This is a genomic window from Kribbella sp. HUAS MG21 (genome assembly GCF_040254265.1).
Lineage (GTDB): Bacteria > Actinomycetota > Actinomycetes > Propionibacteriales > Kribbellaceae > Kribbella.
Map to the genome: position 1 here is coordinate 1,548,545 of NZ_CP158165.1, position 22,036 is coordinate 1,570,580.

Annotated in this window: 12 protein-coding genes; 3 read left to right on the forward strand and 9 right to left on the reverse strand. The window is 69.9% G+C overall.

Going from position 1 to position 22,036, the window contains the following annotated elements; translation table 11 throughout:
• Positions 1 to 31: 31 nt before the first annotated feature.
• Positions 32 to 451: a MarR family transcriptional regulator gene (locus ABN611_RS07570; RefSeq protein WP_350279073.1), complete on the reverse strand. Its 420-nt coding sequence runs from the start codon at positions 449 to 451 to the stop codon at positions 32 to 34.
• 52 nt (positions 452 to 503) lie between these two features.
• Between ABN611_RS07570 and ABN611_RS07575 the strand changes: the two genes are divergently transcribed.
• Complete coding sequence (locus ABN611_RS07575; RefSeq protein ID WP_350279074.1) at positions 504 to 1,097, forward strand: TIGR03086 family metal-binding protein; 594 nt, start codon at positions 504 to 506, stop codon at positions 1,095 to 1,097.
• A 3,960-nt stretch (positions 1,098 to 5,057) separates the two neighbouring features.
• Here the strand turns inward: ABN611_RS07575 and ABN611_RS07580 are convergent.
• Genes ABN611_RS07580 through ABN611_RS07590 form a run of 3 tightly spaced genes read right to left on the reverse strand, consistent with a single transcriptional unit; the run spans position 5,058 to position 12,688 of the window.
• Positions 5,058 to 11,993, reverse strand: a complete 6,936-nt coding sequence (locus ABN611_RS07580; protein ID WP_350279075.1) for a hypothetical protein — start codon at positions 11,991 to 11,993, stop codon at positions 5,058 to 5,060.
• Between the two features lies 1 nt (position 11,994).
• On the reverse strand, positions 11,995 to 12,372 hold the full coding sequence (locus tag ABN611_RS07585; RefSeq protein WP_350279076.1) for a hypothetical protein: 378 nt from the start codon (positions 12,370 to 12,372) through the stop codon (positions 11,995 to 11,997).
• Positions 12,365 to 12,688 carry a YbaB/EbfC family nucleoid-associated protein gene (locus ABN611_RS07590; RefSeq protein ID WP_350279077.1) on the reverse strand — a complete coding sequence of 108 codons (324 nt, stop codon included), beginning with the start codon at positions 12,686 to 12,688 and terminating at the stop codon, positions 12,365 to 12,367. The genes ABN611_RS07585 and ABN611_RS07590 overlap by 8 nt, the downstream gene beginning before the upstream one ends.
• Before the next feature lie 109 nt (positions 12,689 to 12,797).
• Between ABN611_RS07590 and mycP the strand changes: the two genes are divergently transcribed.
• A complete protein-coding gene (gene mycP, locus ABN611_RS07595) occupies positions 12,798 to 13,985 on the forward strand; it encodes a type VII secretion-associated serine protease mycosin (RefSeq protein WP_350279078.1) in 1,188 nt (395 codons plus the stop codon).
• 55 nt (positions 13,986 to 14,040) lie between these two features.
• Here mycP and ABN611_RS07600 read toward each other — a convergent pair whose 3' ends face one another.
• The 5 genes from ABN611_RS07600 to eccCa form a co-directional block, all read right to left on the reverse strand.
• Positions 14,041 to 14,331 (reverse strand): hypothetical protein, encoded by a 291-nt coding sequence (locus tag ABN611_RS07600; protein ID WP_350279079.1) that lies wholly within the window; start codon positions 14,329 to 14,331, stop codon positions 14,041 to 14,043.
• Between the two features lie 14 nt (positions 14,332 to 14,345).
• Positions 14,346 to 14,675 carry a hypothetical protein gene (locus ABN611_RS07605; RefSeq protein ID WP_350279080.1) on the reverse strand — a complete coding sequence of 110 codons (330 nt, stop codon included), beginning with the start codon at positions 14,673 to 14,675 and terminating at the stop codon, positions 14,346 to 14,348.
• A 117-nt stretch (positions 14,676 to 14,792) separates the two neighbouring features.
• Positions 14,793 to 16,238, reverse strand: a complete 1,446-nt coding sequence (locus ABN611_RS07610) for a hypothetical protein (protein WP_350279081.1) — start codon at positions 16,236 to 16,238, stop codon at positions 14,793 to 14,795.
• A 9-nt stretch (positions 16,239 to 16,247) separates the two neighbouring features.
• A complete protein-coding gene (locus tag ABN611_RS07615) occupies positions 16,248 to 16,700 on the reverse strand; it encodes a hypothetical protein (RefSeq protein ID WP_350279082.1) in 453 nt (150 codons plus the stop codon).
• A 12-nt stretch (positions 16,701 to 16,712) separates the two neighbouring features.
• A complete protein-coding gene (gene eccCa, locus ABN611_RS07620) occupies positions 16,713 to 20,579 on the reverse strand; it encodes a type VII secretion protein EccCa (RefSeq protein WP_350279083.1) in 3,867 nt (1,288 codons plus the stop codon).
• Between the two features lie 115 nt (positions 20,580 to 20,694).
• Here eccCa and eccD point away from each other — a divergent pair, with 115 nt between their 5' ends.
• A complete protein-coding gene (eccD, locus tag ABN611_RS07625) occupies positions 20,695 to 22,035 on the forward strand; it encodes a type VII secretion integral membrane protein EccD (protein WP_350279084.1) in 1,341 nt (446 codons plus the stop codon).
• Position 22,036 lies beyond the last annotated feature (1 nt).

Below are 22,036 nucleotides of genomic sequence, written 5' to 3' on the forward strand. Positions count from 1 at the left end.
GATCACTCGCGCGGGTGAGCGTCCTCCACCGTCAGCGTGACGTGTGCAGCTCGTGCAGGATGCGGAGGAAGGTCTTGCGGTCCGCGGGTGTGAGTCCGTCGAGCACCTGCGTTTCCTGCGCCTGGATGTCCTTGCGGACGGCACGCCGTACCTTGCGGCCCTGGCCGGTGATCGAGAGCAGCCGGACGCGGCGGTCGTCGGGGTCGGGCGTGCGGTCGATCAGGCCGGCGCGCTGGAGCTCGTCGAGAGTGCCGATGATGCGGGACTTGTCCGCGCCGATCGCCTCCGCCAGCGCGGCTTGGGTGCGGACCGGGGTGTCGTCGAGGGCGGTGAGCACCGCGTAGCCCCACATCGAGACCTCGTGCCGGGCCAGCACCGGCAGCTCGAGCGCGATCAGCTCCCGCACCAGCGGATACAGCATCGCCGCGAGGTCGGGCCGCTCGGTTGCCATGCCCGAAAAGGTAGCACTGGCGCAATCATATGCGCGCGCCTATGATATGCACATGCCTACTATTGATTACGTCGCCCTGGACGCCGAAGCGGTCCGGACCAGCATCGAGGTGGTCGGCACCGCAACCCCCGCAGACCTCGCCGCGCCGACCCCGTGCCGGGCCTGGACGCTGTACGGGCTGCTCGCCCACATGGCCACCCAGCACTACGGCTTCGCGGCCGCCGCCCACGGGGACGCCGACCCCGAGGTCTGGAAACTGCGCGATCTCGGCGACGACCCGGTGAAGGCGTACGTGGAGTCCGCCGAGCACGTCCTGGACGCGTTCGCCCAGCCGGGCGTCGCGGAACACGTGTTCCCGCTCCACGAGTTCGGTCCGGACGCCGCCTTTCCCGGCGCCCAGGCGATCAGCTTCCACTTCATCGACTACGTGGTCCACAGCTGGGACGTCGCGAAGTCGCTCGGTACGGCGGTGACCTTCTCCCCGGCGGTTCTCGAAGCCGCCCAGGGCGTCGCGCAGATCGTCCCCACCGGCGACGTCCGGCTGGCTCCCGGGACGCCGTTCGGACCGGACGTCCCGTGGACGGGCGACGACCCGCTCGACCGCATCGTCGCCCACCTCGGCCGCAACCCCGCCTGGCCGAACTGACCGCAGCCCGGTCAGCCGGCTGCCGATGGGTCAGGCGGCACGATGCTGCCGGCGGTGCGCGGACTGCCGGCAGCGGGACGTGAACCGCCGTCGGCGCGAGCGGCCGGCGCCGTGAACGCTCGTCCCAGCAACGCGTCGTACTCGTGCCGGAACATCGTCAGCCACGCCGTGCCCCGCACGAGACCGGTGTCGGTGCGCGCGGATCGCTGACGGTCCGGATGCCGTCGTACGTACTCCAGGTGGAACGTGACGTCCACCTGGACCGTCACCCGCGGCCCGTTCTCGTTCGAGGTCGTCTCGGCACGATGGCCCGTGGTGTCGGTGACCTTCTCCCGGACCTGCTCACCGCTCGAGACACCTACCCGGAGACCGGCCGCCGGCAGCGAACCGCCGACCGACGTCGCGGCCGGAAGCAGGCGATTGCTCTCCGCCGTCAGCTGCGTGTGCCGCTGCTGCCGGTCGATCTGGCCGAGCTGCCCGTCGTCCTCGGCGATCAACTGCATCCGGGACAACTCCGCCCGCACCCCGACGTCGACCACCTGTGAGCGCGGACCGGGCACCGGCAACCGGACCATCCGGTGCCCCTCCGGCGTCGCGAGCCGCTCGAAGGCGGCGATCCGGGTGGCGGCGGACAGCATGTTCGCCAGCGTCGTCCGATGCAGCTCGATGCCCGGCTCCGTCAGCATGTCCGGCTTCGCGAGCCGCTCGCGGATCGTGCCGAACAGCAAGTCGACGGTCGTGCCCTGGACGACGGCACCGCGCGGCAGCGCGACCGTCCTGTCCGTGACCTCGGACGGCGCGCCCGCTTCGATCACCGCGGCGGGAAGCAGGAACGTGAATTCACCGGTGAGGTTGCGGGGCGTGGATTCGTCGACCTGGACGCTGATCCGGTAGCCGCGGGTCACCCGCTTGGTCTGCTCCCACAGCGCGCGGGTCATCCGCGTGTTCTGCTCGGTGCTGGACGCGCTGATCGACGTACCGAGATCCGTCCCGACCGACGACGTGCCGGATTCGCCGTGGGTGAGCGCACCGTCGGCCCGGCCGCCGTACGTCGTCGCCCCCGTGACGCTGCGGCTCTCCTCGCGGTAGTCGTAGACCTGCACGATGCCGAGCACGTTCTCGTTGCCGCCGTCGTCCGGCGCACCGTCGATCGTGATCGGGCCGTGGTAGGTGAGCTTGACGCGCACCGCCACCCGGCGGCCGTCACCCGTCGGGTACTCCGTCACGAATCCGAGCGGGCTGAGCAAATCGTCGATGTGACCGTGCCACCGAAGCCCGGCGAGGTCGCCGCGCAGTCCGGCTGTCAGCACAGGGTCGTCGAGCGCCTCCGGCGTGCTCTGCCCGACGGCCGCCAGGACTTCGAGGTAGAGATCGGTCGGCATCCCGTCCGGACTCCGCAGCGTCGAGCTGTCGATCAGACCCGCACCCATCGTGGTCGTGTAGAGATCCGGCAACCGCACGACGGTGGGCGTGGCGACGAGGGCCTTCGGCGTCGGCAGCGACGGATGGAGTGTCGGGTACGACACCTCACGCACGCTGGACAGGGCACGCACCGCCCCCGTCAGCTGCTCGCGGTGGGTCCCGGCGTACCGCGACGCGAGCGCGACGACTGTGCGCGGCGGGAGGTTGAGCTTGCCCTCGAGCAGGCGCTGGACGGCGTCGTCTGCCTTGCCCGCCGGGAGATCCAGCTTGCGACGCCCGTACAGCATCAGCGCGTCCCGCTCCGGCAAGGTGAGCATGATCGCGCCGGTGCTCAGCTTCACCTGGCGCGGAGCGGCGCCGTTCGCCTGCAGCTCCGCAGCGACGACGAGGTCGGCCCAGAACTGGTAGTGCTCACCGTCACGGATCGCGAGCCGCTCGACACCGCCGATCTGTGTCTCGGTGCTGCTCGCCGACTTGGCGCCGGTGCGGCTCCCGGCGAGCGAGCCGCCGTACGACGACCCGTCCGCGGCGACTGCGCCGTTACCGACACCGAGCCCGGGGCTGCCGCTGGTCGACGGACCGATGGTGAAGCTCGAGCTGCCGAGGGTCAGGTTGATCTCGCCGACCACCGCCTGCCCCGAGCCGACGTACGCGAGGTTCCGCAGTTCCGAGGTGACTTCCAGCCGCGCCCGGCCGCTGGTCAGGCCATGCTCTGCCAGCGCCTGCGCCGGGTCCGACGGCGGCGGCGTGATCATCAGGCCGGTGCGGTACGGCGCGGTCAGCAGCTCCGGGCGCGCCGCCAGGTTCCGCGGGTTGAGGAACGCGCTCAGGTGGTGCAAGGCCGAGCTGTCAGCGCGCGCCAACTCCGGCAGTTCAGCGACCAGGCGCCGTACCGGGTCGCCGATGTCCACCGCCTGGAACGTTGCCGAGCGCAACAGGTACGGGTCGGCCCGGCCGCCGATCGACACCGTCGGTCCGACGCCGTCCCGGCGGCAGAGCTCGCGGTCGATCGACAGCCGGGCACTGCCGCTGACCTCCACGAGCGGCGCGGACTCACTGGTTCCAGTGACCTCGGTGACGGTCAGCGTGTGCGGTACCTCGAACACCGCGACCGGGCCCGTGCTTTCGGTCAGCGAGACGCGGTTCACGGTGTTGCCGAGCGCCCAGCTGGTGGAGCGGCCGCGCGACGCCCTGCCGTAGCTCGGCGTGACCTCGGGGGTCGTGCCGGCCTGACCGGACTCGGGCTTGTCGCTGAAGCCGAGCTTCGCCTGCCAGGGGAGGCTGCTGGACCGGCCGCCGGACCGCGACGTCGTGTTCGAGCCGATGTCGAGGTTGACCACGGTCTCGCCGGTGGTGATCCCGACGAGCTTGGCCTGTCCCGGGTACGGCCGGAGCTTGATCCGGTACGTGTGCTGCTTCGGCGGAAAACCCGTGCGGTGCCGGTCCAGCCGGAACACGATGCCTTCCTGCGCCGCCGGATCGTAACCGGTCTCGAGACGATGCCGGGCCAGCTGTTGCCCGACCCGCTCGCGGTTCGCCAGCCGGCTGGCGACGAGCGCCGGATCCTCGCCGGCGAGCTCGCCGTTCGGGATCAAGCCCGTCGCGGCGAGGTGTCGGAGGAACTCGGTCAGGGCCTCGTCGGCGCCGCGGAACTCCTGGACCAGCGCCGGTCCGGCACCGCGGATCTGCCGCGGGCCGTCCTGCAGCCACACGGGCAGGTCGATGGTTTCCGCGGTCGGCTGCGGGTCTCCACGGAGTAGCAACCGACCGTCCGCGTCGCGCTTCCACTCGCCGTCCGGTCCGCGTACCAGTGCCGCCGACGGAACCGGCAGGCCGGCGCGGAACGCGTCGTTCTCGGGCATCCGCAGTACGGCGTCCCCGTCCGCGGTGAGCTCGAAGCTGCCACGCTGGTCCACGCGGTGGACGGTGAGGTGATGCCGCAGGCGCAGCTTTACACCGACCGTCGGCTGCCTGCGTTGCACGCTCGGATGGATCGCGGTGTCCGCGGTGCTCACCGACGTGGAGTGGCCGAGGTTCACACCGGCCTTCGCGCTCGGACCGGCGTCCCAGGACGAGTCGACCAGGTCCGCGGTCGCCGTACCGTCGTATCCCGCGGAGACCGACCACGAGTCCCCGGCTGTGAAGCTCTGGCTGCCCGACGCCCCGGAGAAGCCGACGCGCAGCCGCTCGATCTTGTGGTCCTTCGAGCTGGCGCCGAGGAGCGTGGCCTGCTCCCACAGCGGGACCGTCCTCAGCTGCGCGTACGCGACCACGCGACCGCGCTTGGTGATCATCCGGGTGACGCCGGAACCGCTCGCCTCGGTGAGCCGGCCCGGCACGTCCTCGGTCAGCAGCCCACGCAGCTGGTCGTGCCCGATCCGGTCGAGCGAGCCAAGTAGTTGCCTGAGGCCCGCAATCGCCTGGTCGGCCAGTCCCGACAGACCGTCGACGCGGGTGGCCACGTGTTCGGGCAGCGCGGTGCGGCGCTGCTCGGTACGGCGCTGCTCGGTACGGCGCTGCTCGGTACGGCGCTGCTCGCTAGGGGCCGGCGACGTCATCGTCACGGTGTCCTTCGGAGAGCCGGCCGCGTACGAGTGGCTGATGCCGAGATCGAGCGTCGTGCCGTCCTGCTCCGCTCCGGTCGCGACCAGGTGCCGATCGGACCATGCGTCGACCGCGGAGGTCCGCATCCGCCAGGTCCAGTGCGGTCGCGCCGCCCGGAAGCGGAGGATTTCGCCCTGGATCACCTCGACGGCGCCCGGGAGACCGTACTCTGTGGCGCCGCCGGTGATGTTGAGGCCGGCGTTCTTCGAGTACTCGAGGGTGGGCGACAGCACCTCCGACACGGCCTTCGCGGGATTCGTGTCCGGCAATGCCGACAGCATGGTCGCGAGCTTCAGGCCTCCGCTCACGCCGAACGTCTGGGTTGCCGTCGTGCCGATGCTGTACCCGCCCTGCACCAGTTGGCCAAGCTGGGCCTTCTTCGAAGTACACCGGGTTGTCGAGGACCTCCTGCAGTTCGTTCGGATCCAGCGTGAGCTCGAACTGCGTCAGCTCGGTCACGTCCGCCAGCGGATCGTTGCCGACCGTCAGTACTACGCCATCCGGCGACAACAGCCGTCGGGTCTCGGCGCGCAACGTCCGGTGTAACAGTTCCGGCGTGAAGCGGTACCTCTTGCCCTGTTGGGCGAGGGCCTGGTTCAGGTCGTTCGTCAACGCGGTCAGGTACGGCAGCTTCCCGGAAACGATCGCGGTCGGCAGGACATTTCTCGGCGGCAGGGTTTCCGCGAGTCGCTGCCGGAATGTTTCCTCTTGTTTCCTGGCGAACTGGAGTGCGTCCTGGGTCGGGTTGGCGCGGAACGTTTCCCACGCCTGACGTGCCTGGTCCGCCTGCTGCGCCGCCGTCGTACAGGAAACCGCGATCGCCGTATGGCGGGCAGCCGTTTCCTGTTTTCCTAAAGCGTTTTCCTCGTCGGACGCAGCCTCATCTGTCGCCTTCCGCGCGCTCTTGGTGCGGGCGTCCGCCCGCGCGGCAAGCTCGGCCTGCTGGCGCCTCAGTGCCTTCGCCTGCAGGCCGGCGTACGTCGGCCAGTCGAGCGGCGGGCGCTCTTGCTGGATGAGACGTGCGGGGACGGCACGCGCGTGTTGGGCTGTCAGGCTGCGCTGGAAGTCGACCCTGGCGGACAGTGCGCGTTCGAGGGAGGCCTGGCTGTGCCAGGACGACGTACGGCGTCGCTCGGAGTCGGACACCAGATCCGCGGCGATGTCGACGAGGCGTCGACCGGTGGCGGCGTAGGCCTGGACTTGGGCCATCGAGAACGGGCCGTACCTGCCGTTGCTTGCCTGTTGGACCTTGGCGGCGACCAGTGCAGCGTTTTCCGCGTCGACGCTCGGCTGGTGGTGGCGGCCGGGTGACCAGGTCAGGTCCGTGAGGTTGCGGGGGTGCAGCGGATCGTGGTGCAGGACCGAGTCACTGACCGGACGGTTCTCCGGCCCGCTGGGTCGGACATGTGGATCGAGGCCTAGGCCATGCATCGCGTCGGCGTACTGCGAAAGCGTTGTCGAGATGGCGAGCAGGACCTCGGTGAGTTCGTGCAGCTCTGTCGGCAGCTGGGCGTCGTACCGGTCGAGGAGACGTTGCCGGTCGGAGTCGAGAACATCGAGGCGTGTGAGCAGCCGGCTGAGCTCGGGATTGTTGCTGTGCTGGCGTTCGGTCTCGATGAACCCAGTCAGCTCGGTCGGTTGGGCGGGCCGGGTGCCGGGAGGCCCACCGGCGAGAAGGTCTTCGCGTCGGCCATCCCTGTGTGCGACGTCCGCCGTCGCGACGGATGCCGCGTCCGGCTCAGTCGCAGCCTGGTCCGCCTCTGCGGGGGCTCGATCCGCCTCGGCGATGTTTTCGGTGGCGGTGTGTGGGTGGTTCCGGTTCTTGCGGCGGTGGGGCCAGATGCGGCGTTCGCGGGTTGTGTTGGTGTCGGGCGGTTCGGGGATGTGGGGTGGGGTTGGGGCGGGTGCGGTGGTGGTGGCCGCTTCCAGGCCGTCGGTGGCCCAGGCGATCCAGGCGTCGATGACTTCGAGAGGGTTGGTGGTGGCGCGCTGGAAGATGGAGAGGTCTACGCCTTCGGGGATTGAGGGCGGGGGTGTCGCGAGGGGGCGGACGCGGCCCACGTCGTACGCCCAGAAGCGGCCGTCGGGGTCGATGCCGAACTGGAGGTCGGTGATGACCAGGTTGTTCGCGACGAAGAATGCGCGGATCGCTCGCAGGCTGGCGAGACTTGCCTGGGTGGGACGGAGCAGGTGGGCGGCCTCGGGACCGCGGTCCGGGACGCTCGCCCAGATGTCGCGGCTGATGGTCGGGAAACGGTCCGCGACGAAGGCGTCGCGTTCGAAGACGGTCGTGTAGCGGAGCGGGGCGATGACCTCGGCCGCGCCTGGTTTCGTCAACAGATCGAGCGTCCGGTTCAGTTGCTTGATGAACGGCACCTCGATCGTCGGCAGCGCGATCAGGATCACCTTGTCGTAGAACGCGAAGGCCGCCTTGGATCCGCCGACGCCTAACAGTCGACCCAGATGCGATGCGGGGTTGTCGATAGGCCGGCCGTCGGGGTGGTCCGGCGTACGCAGGATCAGGGTGTCGTCGGGGCCGAACTCGACCGTACCCTCTTGGTGCAGCAGAGGATTCGGCTGCGGGTGCAGGGTTTGCCAGCCGTTCGGCGTACGCACGACGATGTCGAGGCCCATGATGTCGGCGACCTGATGAGCCAGTACGCGGGCCTCGGCGGTGGGGGTGTCGAGGACGATCGACACGTTCCGGTAGAGGTCAGTCATCACGGCGAGGTGGTGCGGAGTGAGCCGCGCACCTTCGATCACCAGGTGGTGCTCGTCCGCGGCTGTGATGAGAAAGCGCTTGATTTTGTTTCCTGGTACGGCAAAAAGCGCTGCAGCCAGGGCTTGCTCGTCGGGCGTGCCGTTGAGCAGTTCGTCGTACGTCGACTCGACGAGGCCGCTGGTGAATGCGGGGAGACCGCCGCCGTTGTAGCGGTTCTGCTGGGCAGGGCGGATCCGGGAGATGTTCGGGCCGGCGCGGTGGGTGCGCGAACGGTCCGTGGTTGAGGAAACGATCGAGGATTCGCTGACACCCGAGGGCTGGTGGGGGTCCGAGGGCTGGTGGGCGGCTGGAGACTGGCGGGTGAGTGAGGGGTCGTGGGCTGAGCGGTTGCGGCGGATGGCCTTGGTGAGGGTGCGGACGATCGCGTACAGCGGCTCGAGGTGGTGGTTGTGGCGGGCTTGTTCGAGAGTCTCGTTGCTTATGGCGCCAATGTTTGCCAGGGCGGTGCCTATGCGGGTGGAGAGGAGGGCGTTCCAGGCCTGGCGCAGTTTGGTGGGTACACCGCCTTCGGCCAGACGGGCGAGGAACTCTTCGTCGCGTACGTCGGCCGGCTGGTCGGCGTACAACTCGTCGATCTCGGTCGAGAGGGCTTGGTCGAGGTCGCGGAGTTCGTGGACGGCGGTGAGGATCTCGGCTCGCACCTGTGGGCTGAACAGTTGCCAGCCGTAGTGGCCGACGACCTCGTGCCATACGGATGCTGCGACGTCTTCCGAGGAGTTGTGGTCCTTGGCGGACAGGTAGACGACGCCGGTTGTGCCTTCCATTCGGAAATAGCCGGGGCGCGGTCCGGAGCTCCTCGCGATGCCGTATTCCTGTGCCAGCACTTCTGTGTCTGCCGCGACCACGATCCGGAGGTCGAGTTCGCGCGGCAGGCGCATCCGGCGGCACACGTTTTCCACCGCCTGTTGCACGGCCTCGACGGTTAGGCCGTCGCCGGTCGGCATCGCTTGTCGTCGTGCGCGGGCGGTGTCGTCGGTGCCGGACTCGTCGGTCCCGGGCTCGTCGGGGCTACCGTCGCCGCGGTCGGTACGGCGCGCGTTCTCGAGCGCGGCGTCGATCAGCTGGCGGCGGATGTCGTCGCTTTCCAGGCTGAAGCCGTGGTCGGCGCGGGCGAGACGTTGGTAGTCGGGGTCGTCCAGGAGCGGCTGGACGTCGGCCAGGTCGATCATCCGGAGGTTTCCGGTGTCGGGGTCGATCAGTGGCTGGAGTTCGCCGTGGGAGTGGTGGCCGGATTCGAGTAGACGTTGCAAGTACTCGTGCAGTTGAAGGACGGTGTCGAACGTGACGGCCCGGCGTGCGCGGGCGACCTCGGCTTGTGCGGCCGGGTCTGTCGGGTGTGGCGAGTGGACCATTGCGCCTTGTACCCGGCTCATCGCGATGCCGACGTACGGGTTGCCGTTGATGGTTGCGCGGACCAGGCCGTACGGCGTGGGTCCGTAGCCGGTTTGCGCTCCGGCTACTACGCCCTGGAACTCGGCGGTCAGGTTGGTTCGCTGGGCGTCGGTGTCGGGGAGGAGCTTGACGATCCACTCGGTGCCGTCGCGGGGGATCGCGTAGACGCCGGCGTGTTCGTCGAGGGTGACCAGTTGGCCGGGGCGGCCGCTGGTGCTGAGTTTCGTTGGCAGGTTGGTTAGTTCGTGGAGTTTGGTGGCGTTGGTCCAGGTGTGGGTACGCCAGGGGGTTACGTCGGTGGGTTGCGGGGATCCGGTGAATTGGGCGCCGAGTTCGATGGCGCGGCCGAAGAGTTGTTCGTAGCGGGTCCAGGTGGTGATCTCCTCGAGTAGCTGGGCTGGTTCGAGGGCACGGAGGCCGGGGCTTTGCAGTAAGGGCCGGAGACCTTTGATTCGCGTGGTGTCGCCTGCGCATATCTGTACGACGGCTTCTACGACCTGGAGTTGGTCAGCCTTCGACAGGCCTTGGTACGACAGGGCGGCTTGCAACCAGTCCGCTACTAGTTGGGCCGGCGTGCTGGGCTCTTCCGTCGTACGTAGGTGGGGGTGGTCGGTTCCGCGGCGGAGGGCGGTTAGGGCTTCGGTTGGTCGGGGGTTGCGCATCCAGGCGTCGCCGTTGAGGTTTGGCGGACCTTGGCGGTGCGGTTGGGACGTAGCCGAGGTGGAGCGGGCGCCAGGCGTGAGGGGTTGAGCGGTCTGGTGCCCGATCGGCCTTGGGCTTGTAGTCGGCCGGGTTGCAGCGGGTGCCCGGGTCGCCGCGGACGGGGCGGACGGCGCGGACGGCGCGGAGGATCTGTTCGGTGTGGATGGCGCGGAGACGGCGCTTGGGGTGTACGCCGAGGGCACGCCCGGGGCGGGCGGCGTGCTTGTTGCCGAGGGTGCGAGCGCAGGGTCCGCCGTCGACGGCAGGGGTGAGGTGTGTCGGGTCGGGGCGGGAGCTGGCGTGGACGCGGATGCCGCCGTCAGCGCAGGAGCCGACGTGGGCGCGGGAGCCGGCGTGGGCGCGGGAGCCGGCGTGGGTGCGGGAGTCGGCGTGGGTGCGGGAGTCGGCGTAGATGCGGGAGTCGGCGTGGGTGCGGTGTCTGGGGTTGGCGAGAGCTGTGGTTCCGCTGCGGCCGGTGTTTCTGGGGTGGGAGGCGGGGGTGGTGTCGTGGTGGGGGTGGGTGGGGTGGTGTTGGGGGTTGGCTGGGAATTGGGGGTTGTGGGTTGGTGGTCGGTTTGCTGGGGATGGGCGTCGGTTGGTTGGGGGTGGGACTCGGTTGGGTGGGGTTGGGGATCGGTTGATGGGGTTTGGAGTGGTTGGGGTTCGGGGGTGGGGGCTTCTTCGGCTGTGGGGGTCTCGAGTTTGGTGGGGTTTCGGCGGTTGGGGTGGGACTGGACTGGGGTGGATGTGGGGCGGGTTGTTGTTTGGGGGGCGGTGGGGGCGTGGGTCGGGACGGCGGCGGCTGGGGCGGTGGGAGTGGTGGTTGAGTGGGCGGTCTGAGTTGCTGTTGCCGGTGTGGGGGTGGTTATGGGGTGGGTGGTGGGTGGGGCCTGGGGGTGGCCGTCGTCGTCTGGGTTGGGGGGTGGGGTGGGGTCGGGGAGGGCGGAGACGAGTTGGTTGCCGACGTACTCGCCTGCTCGGCGGCCGAGGGATTCCAGGGGGCCGTTGATGTCGCTCGGGGTGGAGTTGCGGACGACGCCGTGGGCGCCGGCGATCCAGGCGTCCTCGAGTTTCGGGTTGTGCCAGCCTTCGCCGTAGCCCCAGGCGGTCAGCGAGCTCGTGAGCGGCGACGTGATCGCGTTGTTCAGGAACATCCGCCCGAACTTCCCCAGCAGCGGTACCTTCGCCAGTCCGACACCCACACCGTGCGACAGCGGTACGCCGACCAGCGCACCGGTCGCGGTCTTCGCGGTACCGCGCCAGTCCCAGTCGTGCGTGGTCACGAAATGGCCGTCGGCGTCCGTCACCGGGCGGCCGTGGCTGTCGACGACCAGGCGCCGGTCCTGGCCGGTGAGCTCGCCCCACCATCCGGCAAGCGTGTGCGGAATGACCTCGTCGGCGAGTTCCGCGCCGGCGAGGGCCAGTGCCCGCGGCACCATCTGCCGGCTGAACACGAACTTGCCGGACTGCTGCGCCGCGTTCGCGACCATCTCGGCCACCATCCGCGTCTGCAGCTTCCTGGCTTCGCGGTTGACGAGCTTCTTCAGCAGCATCAGGATCAGCTGCTTCACGCCTTCCTGCCCGAGCTTGCGGATCAGCGTGCCCATGATCGGGCCGAGACCGGCGAGGATCGTGATCCAGCTGACGATGCCGATGATCAGCAGTTCGCGTTTCGTCCGCACGATGGTGTCCCCCATCGTCCGCAGGAACTCGGCCAGGTGCGTGGTCGCGTCGGCCAGCATCGCCGGCCCCTGGAGCTCCTTGTCGTGCGCGTAGCGCCTGAGGAAACCCTCGAGCGCGATCCCCGCCTCCCCGCGGTACGCCGAACCGAAGCCGCCCGCCGCCGCGTCGATCCCACCCGGCAGCGTCTGCGTCAGGTACTTCGCACACAGGTCGTACTGGTCGGCCAGCGCGTAGAGCTTGTCCTCGTCGGCCTGGGGCTCGTAGCCACCTTGAAGTATTGCCTTCAACCAGCCAGGCAGTTCCAGCCCCACGTCAGGTCTCCTGCGACGGCGTCATCGTCCAGCCGGTCGCGGTCTCGGTGAGTCCGAGATCGGCCGCGCGCACCTGCAGGGCCGCGTCGTCGTCGGTCGCCTTCGCGTTCTCGCCGCAGGACGACATCTGGTCGCCGCGGGCGATCAGATGTTCCTCGATCCCCTTGCCGTACAAGGTGAAGGAGCCGGCCCCGCTGTTCACCCAGCCGTCCGTGATCTGCCTGCCGTAGTCGTCGTGACCGGCCGCGGTCTCGACCGCTTCCCTGGTCAGTGCCCCCAGCAACCGGTTCAGCTCCAGACCGGCGTTCATCCCGGCGATCCGGCAGGCGTCGGCGGCCCGGGCCACGCCCGTGGAGTCGACCTCGATCCGGTCAGTCATCGAGGTGTTCCCGGAAAGCGTTGTACGCCGCTTCCATCTTGGTGGCCGCCGTGGCGTGCGCCTGGCCGAGGGTCGCGAGGACGACGGCGGCGAGTGCCCGCGGGTCCGCGGTGCGGTAGATGCCCGGGTCGAACTCGATCGCGCGGACGTCGCCGCGGCCGGTCACGGTGACCTTGACCATCCGGTCGGGCGAGACGGCGGTCGCGACGGTCTCGTCGAAGGCACGGTCGAGCGCCTGCGTCGCGGCGTTCAGCTCCTCGATCCCGCTGTCCAGACCGAGCGCTGCCAGTTCCTTGCCCGGGTTGAATTTCGACATGGTCCACCTCCGGCTTCCAGAGTCGGCGGTCGACGGCATCGCGGTCAGTCCCTGGCCACAAGGGGTCAGAACCCGTGGCCCGATCGAGCCACGCCGTACGGTCCGGAACGTGAAGCCAGTCAGAGCAGCAGCCGCGGCCGTCGTCCTGAGCACACTGACCGCGCCCACCGCGGCGGCGGTACCGCCGTCCGGCCAGTGCCAGTACGCCGCACCCGGCGGGCCGGCGATCAGCAAGATGCCATGGGCAACAACCTGGCTGGCGCCGGAACGCGCCTGGCCGGTCAGCACGGGCAGCGGCGTGACCGTCGCCGTCATCGACTCCGGCGTCGACGCCGACCACCCCCAACTCAGCCAAGAAGGCGCTGTGCTGCCCGGCAAGGACGTCCTGACCCCAGGCGACAACCGCGCGAACTTCGACTGCGTCTCGCACGGTACGGCGGTCGCGAGCATCATCGCCGCGCGACCACGGGAAGGGATCGGGTTCCGCGGCGTAGCGCCAGGTGCGCGCATCCTGCCGATCCGGGTCAGCGAACGCGATGCCAGCGATCAGCAAGGCGCGGCCGTGGACGCAGCGGTGTTCGCGGGCGCGATCAGGTACGCCGTCGACGCCGGCGCGACCGTCATCAACATCTCGCTCTCGCTGTACGCGGACCAGAAACCGGTCCGCGAGGCCGTCCGCTACGCGCAGCGCCACGACGCGCTGATCGTCGCCGCGGCCGGCAACGCACACTCCCAGCAAGGACCGGATCCTGTGACGTACCCCGCGGCGTACCCCGGGGTGCTCGGCGTCGGCGCCACGACCATCGACGGCTCGCGGCTCCAGAGCTCGCAGGTCGGTCCGTACGTCGACATCTCCGCGCCGGGCGGCGGTGTCCTCGCCGCGACCCGAGTCCGCGGCCACCGCTACTACGACGGCACCAGCTTCGCGACCGGCTTCGTCAGCGGTACGGCGGCCCTCGTCCGCGCGGCCGACCCGCGGATGCCCGCCGCCGAGGTCGCAGCCCGGCTGCTCGCCACCGCCACGCCGGCGCCCGGACCGGCGGACCAGTACGGCGCCGGCGTCGTGAACCCGTACCGCGCTGTCCAGGACGTCCTCGCGACCACGAGGCCCGCAGTACTGCCGCCGGTGAAGCCGACCACCACCGATCCGGAAGCAGTACGACGCGCCGCGGCCTGGAGCATCGCAGGCCAGAACGCACGCCAGATCGCCGTACTAGCAGGGATTCTGGCTCTGCTGGTGACGATCGCGGCGATCGTCGTGTCCGCAGGCCGGCGCCGCGGTTGGCGCGCCGAATAGACAGACGAGAAGCCCGGTCCCCTGGATACCAGAGGACCGGGCTTCGGCAGCTGGATCAGATGTCCAGGGCGTTCGCGGCCGAGCGGTCCGCGCGCGCCATCCGGACCCAGGCGTCCTCCAGCGCACCGCCGCGGCGGCCGAGCACGTGGTTGATCTCCTCGTTCGCCTGCACCCACAGCTGCTGCACCTGCTGGAGCTGCGGCGAGCCCGACTCACTGCGCCACGCGGCCAGCAACGCCTGCATGGCCGTCTGGAACTGGCTCTGCAGTTCGGTGACCTTCCGGTTCGCGTCTGCCATGTCGACGGAACCCTGCATCATCGCCGGGCCCGGGTAGTTGATCAGCATCGGGGCGTTCCTTCCTAGAGCTTGGTGGTGTCGAGGACGGTGCCGCCGGTCCCGGCGACCTGGGTGAACGCTGTCTGGCTGCTGCTGTCCTCGGCCTCGTATCCGGTCTTCGAGGTGGTGATGCCCTCGGACATCTGGTGCAGCTTCGCGCAGAGCCTGGTCACCGCGTCGAGATGGTTGCTGTGGCCCTGCCAGAAGACGTTCTTGATCTGCCCGTCCATCGGGGCCAGGCCGCCCATCGCGTTGTCGAGCGCAGTCATCACTGCCTTCAGGTTGTCGCCGATCGTGGCGGCCTCGTGGGCCGTGCGTTGCATTCGCTGGAGTTCGGTCTCCACACCGGCCATGGTGTTTCCTCCTCGCTGGTTGCCGGCGCGTGATCACCGGTCGATGTCACGCTAGGTTCCGGATCCGCGTCGTTCGGGCGCGTTCCGCTTGTGGCCACGGAATGGCCAGTTGTGCGGTCAGAGCTTCCACAGTTCCTCGTCCAGCACGTCTTCGGTAGGGGTACGTCGGGAGCGCGCGGCGGCCGGGCGCTTCCGCAGTGGGGGCGCGCCTGTCGGCGTCCGTTGTTCGCCGTTCGTGCGGCCCTGCAAGTCCGACTGCACGCCCTGGCGACGCAGGCGTTCGGTGGCCGTGGACTCGGTCGGTACGGCGAACCCTGGCCTGGACGGCGCTGCGCCGGGTTTGATCTCGCCCCGCCCGGCAGCGCCGGGCGCGCCTGCTCCGCCCATCGGGGGATACATCGGCGGCATGGTCGACTGCGCACCGGTCGAGGTACTTGTCACGGATGGCCTTCCGGCCAACGTCGGTTCCGTCCCGGCGCCGCCCGCGGTGGTTGCCGAGCGCATCGATGACGTGCCGCGTTCCGTCGTACCTGACGGCAAGCTCGTGTGCCCGCCACCACCGCCGCCACCGCCGGCGAACGGCAGGCCGATCGAGCCGAGGCCGCCGCCTCCGAAGCCGGCGCTGCTCGGCGAGGACGGCGTGTAGTTGCTGGGCTTGAGGATCGGCTCGGTGCCTGCACTCCCGGCCAGCGCGGGCGCGTCGGTGTTGAGTCCTTTCGGCACCACGCTGTCGGGGTCCGGCGTGGTGTCCCCGCCGAGCAGGTCTTGCGTGTTCTGCGCGAGCGTGACCCACTTGTCGAGGTTCTCCGGTACTTTGCCGATCAGGTCGATGCCCTTCCCGATGACGTCGATGAGCTTGCCGGCTTCCTCGACCGGATCCTTCGCCTCGGGCGTCTCGGGTGCCGACGGAGCGGGCGTCTCGCCCGGCGCGCCGCCGAGGTCCCCCGGCGTGGCTCCGCCGCCACCGGCGTCGACCGCCGCGCTCGGGTCCCCCGCGCCCGGGGCGCCCGCGCTCGGGTCCCCTGCGCCGGGTTCCGTCGCGGCCTTCGGTGTCATCGGGCCGCCGTACTTCGCATGCGGCACCGGAGTGACTCGCCCGAGCGCCTGCTCCATGAGCGAGGACAGGTTGTTCATCACGTTGGCAACACAACCGCGGATGTCGTCCATCTCGCGTTGCGCCGCCTTGCCCTCGGCGGCGTCCGTGGCTGTCATGTGCCGGTGCTCCGCGTCGGCGTACGGCTGGACCAAGCCGCCGACGATCCGCTTCGCATCGGTGGTGACATTGCCGATGTTCGTCAACTGTGCGCCGACGCCGGCTATGAACGGTTGCCACTCGTCCACCGATGTCCTGCTCATGTTCAGGTTGTGCACGAAGCTGACGCACAGCTCCCCCTGTTGCGCTGGGACAGTACTGTCCCAGGCGCGCTGCAGGTCGTCCTGCGTGGTGCGGACCGTGGTCGCCGCCGTCGACCACGTCTCGCCGGCCTGCAGCCAGACGCCTGCGTCGACGCCGTTGAGCTGCGCCACCATGTCCGCCATCGAGGTGTTGCGGTAATCGGCCATCGTGTCCTCCTAGGCGACCGGCCGGTCGGAGCCCCCGGCGGACCCGAACGGCCCGGGAGCGAGGATGTCCACCTCCGGGTCGTCGGTCGTCGTCGCGGGAGGCCGGGTGTCCGCCGGTGGCTTCTCCGCAGCCGGTGCCAGCGCGTCGGAGGTGGTCCAGTCACGTCCCCGGAACGGGTTCAGTTCCTCGGCGAACACGTCTTTCGCACTCTGGTCCGTGGTCTCGAACCGCGCCGCGGCGTTCTGCGCGACCGTCCGGAACGCGTCGACGCCACGGTCCAGGTCCACGCCGAATCCGGCCACCTGCTGCGCCCACTGCTTGACGAACTGGTTCGCCTTGTCGGCGGCTGGCATGCCCCCGCCGAGATGGAATCCCGGCAGTTGCTGCGCCAGCGCGGTGAAGGAGGCCGCGGGCAACCTCGCGGCGAAGTCCCGCAGCTCCTGCGGTGAGACCTGGACCATCAGTGACTCCTGTCAGCTCGAGCAGAGGACGAGTTGGACGAGTTGGGTGCCGCCGCGGCGGTCGACGAGCAGGCCGCGTCCGGGCGGCTGGGACTGTGGCTTGGTACCGCCGAGCAGCGGGCCCTCGGACTTGTCGCCGCTGAGCAGCAGGCCCGGCGTGCCGAGGTCGCGGAGGCGGGCGATCAACGGATCGAACATCGCCCGGCCGGCGCCGCCGCTGCGGCGGGTGACGACGAGGTGCAGGCCGATGTCGCGCCCGTGGGCCAGGTAGTCGACGAGGCCGGCGAGCGGGTTCGTCTGGCCCGCGACCAGGTCGTAGTCGTCGACCAGGATGTGCAGCTGCGGGCCGGTCCACTCGCCTGACAGGCGGCGTTCCAGGACCGGGACGAGGTCGGCGACCATCGCCTCGACGCCGCGCGGGTCGGCGAACGTCCCCATGACGTGCTCGGCGGCCGGCACCGGCGAGCGCCGGTAGTCGACCACGACGATCCGCGCCTGCACCGGCTCGTAGCGGTCGATGATCGAGCGCGCCAGCCAGCGCAGGAAACCGCTTTTCCCGGTCTCGGTGTCACCGAACAGCAGGAAGTGCGGGTCCGCCTCCAGGTCGACGTACGCCGGTCCGAGGTCGCTCTCGGTCAGCCCGATCGGCAGGCCTGCGTGCGCCTCCGGCTGCCGACGCAGTACGGCGGCCAACTCGGCATCGGTCAGCTGCAAGGGCAGCACGCGTACTCGCGGCGCGCCCGACACCGGCCAGGCGGCGGCGAGTTGCGGGCCGAGGTCGGCGTCCGGCGTCGCGACGACGAAGTGCTGCGCCTTGTCGGCGAGACCGCGTCCGGGCTTGTCCGCCGGAACACTCATCGCGGCCCGGCGGTCGATCATCGAGTCCGCCGGGTCGCCCAGCCGCAACTCGATCCGGGTGCCGAACAGGTCCCGAATCGTCCCGCGCAGGTCGAACCAGCGCGAGCAGCTCGCGACCACGTGGACGCCGTACGCGAGGCCGCGGCCGGCGATCTCGGCCAGCGTCAGCTCGAGTTCCTCGAAGTCGGAACGCAGGACGGACCAACCGTCCACGACCAGGAAAACGTCACCCCACGGGTCGTCCGGGAACTCCCCCGCCGCCCGGCGCGCCCGGTACGACGCCATGTCCTCGATGCCCTGCTCCGCGAAGACGCGCTCGCGCGCGCCCAGCAGTTGCAGGACTTCGGCAACGGTCCGCCGTACGGCGCCCGCGTCGAGACGGGAGGCGACGCCGCCGACGTGCGGGAACTCCCGCAGCGACGCCAGCGATCCGCCGCCGAAGTCGAGGCAGTAGAACTGCACCTCACGCGGTGTGTGGGTGAGTGCGAGTGAGGAGATCAGCGTGCGGATCGCCGTACTCTTGCCGCTGCGCGGACCGCCGACGACCACCGCGTGCCCGGCTCCGCCGGAGAGGTCCACCACGAACGGATCACGCCGCTGCTCGAGCGGCTTGTCGACCAGGCCGATCGGGGCGCGCAGGGTTCCGCGGGGACCGGCGACGGTCAGCCCACGGTCCGGGTCGACGGTGACGGCCGGCAGCAGCTCGGTGAGCGGCGGCGGGTCGTCGAGCGGCGGCAGCCAGATCTGGTGGGCCGGTTTGCCATTGTTCTCCAGGCGATCGACGAGGATGTCGAGCAGCTGCTCGCCGATGCCGTCCTCCTCCGGCGGCTGCTCCTCGGCCGCGTCCGGCGCCACCGGCATCGACACGTACGCGCTCGTGTACTCGGCGACGTCGTCCGCCACATCGTTGCCGCTCGCAACCGAACTGACGGCAGGGCGATGGACACCGGAAACATACGCGGACCGGAACCGCACGAGCGTCTCGGTGCCGATCTGCAGGAACCCGTGCCCCGGCGCCCTGGGCAGTTCGTACGCGTCCGGGATGCCGAGCACCACCCGGCTGTCCATCGCCGAGAACGTCCGCAGGCCGATGCGGTACGACAGGTGGGCGTCGAGCCCGCGCAGCCGCCCCTCCTCCAGTTTCTGGCTGGCCAGTAGCAGGTGTACGCCGAGCGCACGGCCGACGCGACCGATCTGGACGAACATGTCGATGAAGTCGGGCTTGGCGGACAGGAGCTCGGAGAACTCGTCGCAGATCACCAGCAGCGTCGGTACTTCGGGCAGGTCGGCGCCGGCCGCTCGGGCCAGCTCATAGGCGCGAAGCGACTCGTAGTTGCCGGCGCGGCGCAGCAACTCCTGACGGCGGACTATCTCGCCGGTGATCGCGTCGGACATCCGGTCGACCAGGGTCAGCTCGTCGGCGAGGTTGGTGATCACAGCACTGGTGTGCGGGAGCCGGTCCAGCTTGGTGAACGTCGTACCGCCCTTGAAGTCGACCAGTGCGAAGTTGAGGCTGTCGGACGAGTGGGTCGCGGCGAGCGCCAGGACCAGGGTTCGCAGCAGTTCGCTCTTGCCGGAGCCGGTCGCGCCGATCAGCAGGCCGTGCGGCCCCATGCCGTCCTGTGCGGATTCCTTGAGGTCGAGCTCCACCGGCGTACCGTCCGCGGTGACACCGAACCGGACGCGCAGCCGGTCCCGGTTCGGCCGGACGCCCCAGTGCTCGGCGGGGTCGAAGTCGTAGGGGTCTCCGAGGCCCAGCAGGTCGGTGAGACCGAAGGCGGACGCGAAGCTCTCGTCGCCGTCCGGACCGGTGGACAGGCGCAGCGGCGCGAGAAGCCGGGCCAGCGCTTCCGCATCCGCGGTGGCGAACGTGTCCGCCGTACCGACCTCGGACTCGCCGTCCATCGTCATGCTGGTCAGTACGCCGTCGTCTGCGACGTCCAGCAGCACGGTGGAGCGATCGAGCAGCCGTGGCGGTTGAGTGGTCAGGTCGATGACACTGACGCCCTCTACGCCGCTGCCCGTCATCAGGTGGTCCGAGCCGGCTACGTCGCCACCGTCGATCAGTACGACGATGTGCGGCCCGTCCACCCGCGTGGTCGTCGCCGGGTCGAAGCGGGGCCGCTGCGCGAGCAGGTCGTCCAGCACGGACTCCAGGTCCGGGACACTCTTGCTGATCAGCCGGATGGGGCCTAGCGCGTCTGACTTCTCCGGGTGGTGCGCGTGCGGCAGCCACTTCAGCCACTCCCACTCGGCTCTGGTGTCCCTGCCGATCACAGCCGTGACCAGCAGGTCGTCAGGTGAGTGGAAGGTCGCCAGCTGCGCGATCAGCGCCCGTGCCAGGCCGCGGGCGCGGTCCGGTTCGCCGTCGACGTACACCCGGGCGAAGCCCCGCAACGCCATCGCTACGGGCAGTCCGGGCACTGACGAGTACGTCGTGATGAAGCGGCGCAGTGCACCGGCGGACAGAGGCTCCAGCTCTTCGAGCGGAGCAGTGTCGGGCGGAGCGACCGGCGTGGCGAGGGGCTGTGCACCGGTGCCGACCCGGACGATGGCGAAGTCGGCGTCGTTACGGCGGCGCTCCCAGAGCCGGTAGCTCTCCACCAGCGTCCACAGCTGTGTCGGGTCCGGATGCAGGTACGAGAGCGCCGTGCGTTGCTGGGAGACGGCACGCCTGGCGCGGATGCGCTGCTGAGCCAGGTGCCGCAGGTAGCTGCGGCGGGCGCGGGCCATCTCGCGGCGTGGTGCACCCTGACCGGCGAACGCGACCGCGGCCATGCCCAGCGCCGACAGCCCGAACAGACCGCCGACGATGTAGCTCATCCGGCCGCCACCGCCGAGGGTCGAGTACATCAGCGCCATGGCGGCACCGCCCGCGAGCATCGGCACCATCATCACGTACTGCGACAGCTGCCGGGCAGCCGGCTGCGGCAACGCAGGCGGTGGATCCAGCGTGACTTCACCGCTGGGCAACGCAGGTCCGTCGCGGCGCGGCGGCCTGCTGACGATGACGGTCGACATGGTCCACGACGCTAGGCGGCCGGACCGCGGTACTGCGGCCCGCGGCCACTAGCTGACTGTCCGCAAGCTGCAAGCACAGGCTCCCGGCGGTGCTGCGCGTGCCACCTTGGCCGACGTGAGCATTCGTGGACTGGTCAAGGTCACCATCGACGCACCCGAACGCCGCATCGACCTGGCGCTACCGGAACGGTCGACGGTGGCCGAGGTGCTGCCCGGGATCCTCCGGCACGCCGGCGACGGCCTCGCCGATTTCGGTGCCCTGCAAGGCGGTTGGGTACTCCGGCGACCCGATGGCGAGGCGCTGGAGACACACCGCGACCTGGCCGGGCAGGATGTCCGGGACGGCGAGATCCTGCATCTCGCACCGGCACACCAGCACTGGCCGGAGCTCGAGTACGACGACCTCGTGGACGCGATCGCCACCGACGCACGGTCCGGCGGCCGCGCGTGGACGCCCGGCGCGACGCGCTGGTGCGGCCTGGTCGCCGCGGCTGTCGCACTGCTGACGACACTCGGTCTGCAGTTGCGTGGCGGGCCGCCGTGGCAGGACGTTGCTGTCTTCGCGCTTGTCGTCGCGGGCGTGCTGCTGGCTGTCGGCGTCGTACTGTCACGGGCTCTTGGCGATGCGGCTGCCGCTGCGGTCGCGGGTGCGTTGTCGATGGTCTTCGCCTCGACCGGTGGCGGATTGTTGCCTGCTGCCACTTTCCGGGTGTCGGAGTTCGGTGCACCGCAGCTGACCGCAGGTGGTGCTGCACTGTTGCTGTTCGCCCTGATCGGCTACGTCGGCATCGCTCGCCATACCGCTGTCTTCGTGGCACCTGTGGTTGCTGGTGTACTTGCGTTGGCGGCGGGGTGGCTGTCCGAGTTCCTGGATGGTACGCGGACGGCGGCGGTTGTCGGTGCGGTAGCGGTGGCGTTGATACCTGTGGCGGCGCCGATCGCCACGCGGCTCGGGCGGCTGCCGAAACCCGTCTTGCCTACCAGTACTGCCGATCTGCTCGCGGACTCGCCCCAGCCGTCGCGGCGACTCGTGTATGCCGCAGTACTGCGGTCGGCCGCGCTCTACACGGGCATCCTCGCCGGACTCGCAGCCGGACTCGCCTGTTGCCTGTGCCTACTGGCGCGGTCCACGTCGACGCCCGCGCGGGTACTGGTGGTGCTGGTCGTCGGGATCTGCTTGTTGCGTGCGCGTTTGCTGCCGGTGCTCGCGCATCGGCTAAGTCTGCTCGCGGCTGGTCTGCTCGGGCTTGGCGCGTTGCTGGTACTCACGCCGTACGGCTTGCTGGTGCTCGCGGCGGTGGCTGCGTTCTTCGGCCTCTGGTACGTGCGGCACCGACCAGGTGCGTACCTGGCCCGGTACGCCGAGCTGGCAGAGGTGGTCCTGGTGCTACTGGTCGTACCGGTCGTGCTGTGGGTGCTGGGGCTGTACGGGTACGTTCGTGGGCTGGGTGGTTGAG